The sequence below is a fragment of the Salinicola sp. genome (assembly GCF_982684285.1).
Genome location: NZ_CEXLVS010000491.1, coordinates 1 through 1,205 on the forward strand (window position 1 = coordinate 1; position 1,205 = coordinate 1,205).

The 1,205-nt window shown below is 45.3% G+C and carries 2 protein-coding genes; both read left to right on the forward strand.

Annotation, left to right across the window (positions count from 1 at the left end):
• Positions 1–885 (forward strand): hypothetical protein (locus tag AC3AYF_RS21370; protein ID WP_487780477.1); only part of this gene is annotated, 885 nt, incomplete at its 5' end.
• On the forward strand, positions 882–1,205 hold a 324-nt coding region (locus AC3AYF_RS21375), incomplete at its 3' end, for a sortase family protein (protein ID WP_487780478.1). The genes AC3AYF_RS21370 and AC3AYF_RS21375, both read left to right, overlap by 4 nt.

The following is a 1,205-nucleotide window of genomic DNA, read 5'->3' on the forward strand; positions in this document are numbered from 1 at the left end:
CGAAATAATTTGGATATTGCACATGACTTTGTTGACTGGTTACGTGCCGATGGTGGCACCGAAATGTTACCGGCATTAGCGATGGCTTTAGCCGGAGATGAACGCTCACAGGGATTACGTCAGATCGTATTTTTAACCGATGGTAGCATCGGCAATGAAGATGAATTATTTAACGAAATCAAAAAAAACCTAGGTAACAGTCGTTTGTTTACGGTTGGGATTGGTTCGGCACCCAATAGTCATTTTATGAATCGTGCCGCACGGTTTGGTCGAGGCACACATAGTTATATTGGCTCACAGTCAGAAGTGAGAAAAAAAATGCAGGACTTGTTTAACAAATTGGCGCATCCAGTATTAACAGATATCACTTTAGAGGGAACGGATAACAGTGAAATAGAAGTCTGGCCAAAAGCCATTCCCGATTTATACATGGGTGAACCTTTATTGTTGGTGATGAAAGCAAATGCATTGCCTAAGGACATTACCGTTAAAGGTTATTTTGGCTCGCAACCATGGCAAGGAACGTTAACTCTTAATGGCGGTGCACAATCTGAAGCAATATCAGTGTTATGGGCGCGACAAAAGATTGATGCATTAATGGACCGATATCGCACTCAAGGTCAGCCCAATGAAGTGAAAACTGCAATCACCCAGATTGCCTTGGAACATCATTTGGTGACTAATTTTACTTCACTGGTTGCGGTTGATAAAGCCCCAGTAAGACCGGCAGAAGCGAATTTAAGCACACAGACGATGGCGACAAATCGTCCTGCCGGTTGGGCCATGCAATCATTACCGCAAACAGCGACACCTGCTATGTTGCAGTTATTAATAGGGCTGTTATTACTGTTGTCGGGTTTGGTATTGCGCTGGAGGCAGCAATGAGATGGTCGCGTAACAATACGGTATCGACCGTGTTAATCGTCTTTGCTTGCTGGCAATTAGGCCAAGGTTCATATATTTATATCAAAGCACAACTCGCTCAGTATTTAATCGCATCGGCCTGGCAGCAAGCTGCAACGGAACATCGGCAAGTGAAACCGTGGGTATGGGCTGATATGTGGCCAGTGGCCAAATTGGTGGTCGCTCAACATGATATTGAGCAATATGTGTTAGCGGGCACTAGTGGGGAATCATTAGCCTTTGGTCCCGGCCATGTATTTGCTTCAGCGTCACCCACGGCCGCCGGAAATACCATCATCGCT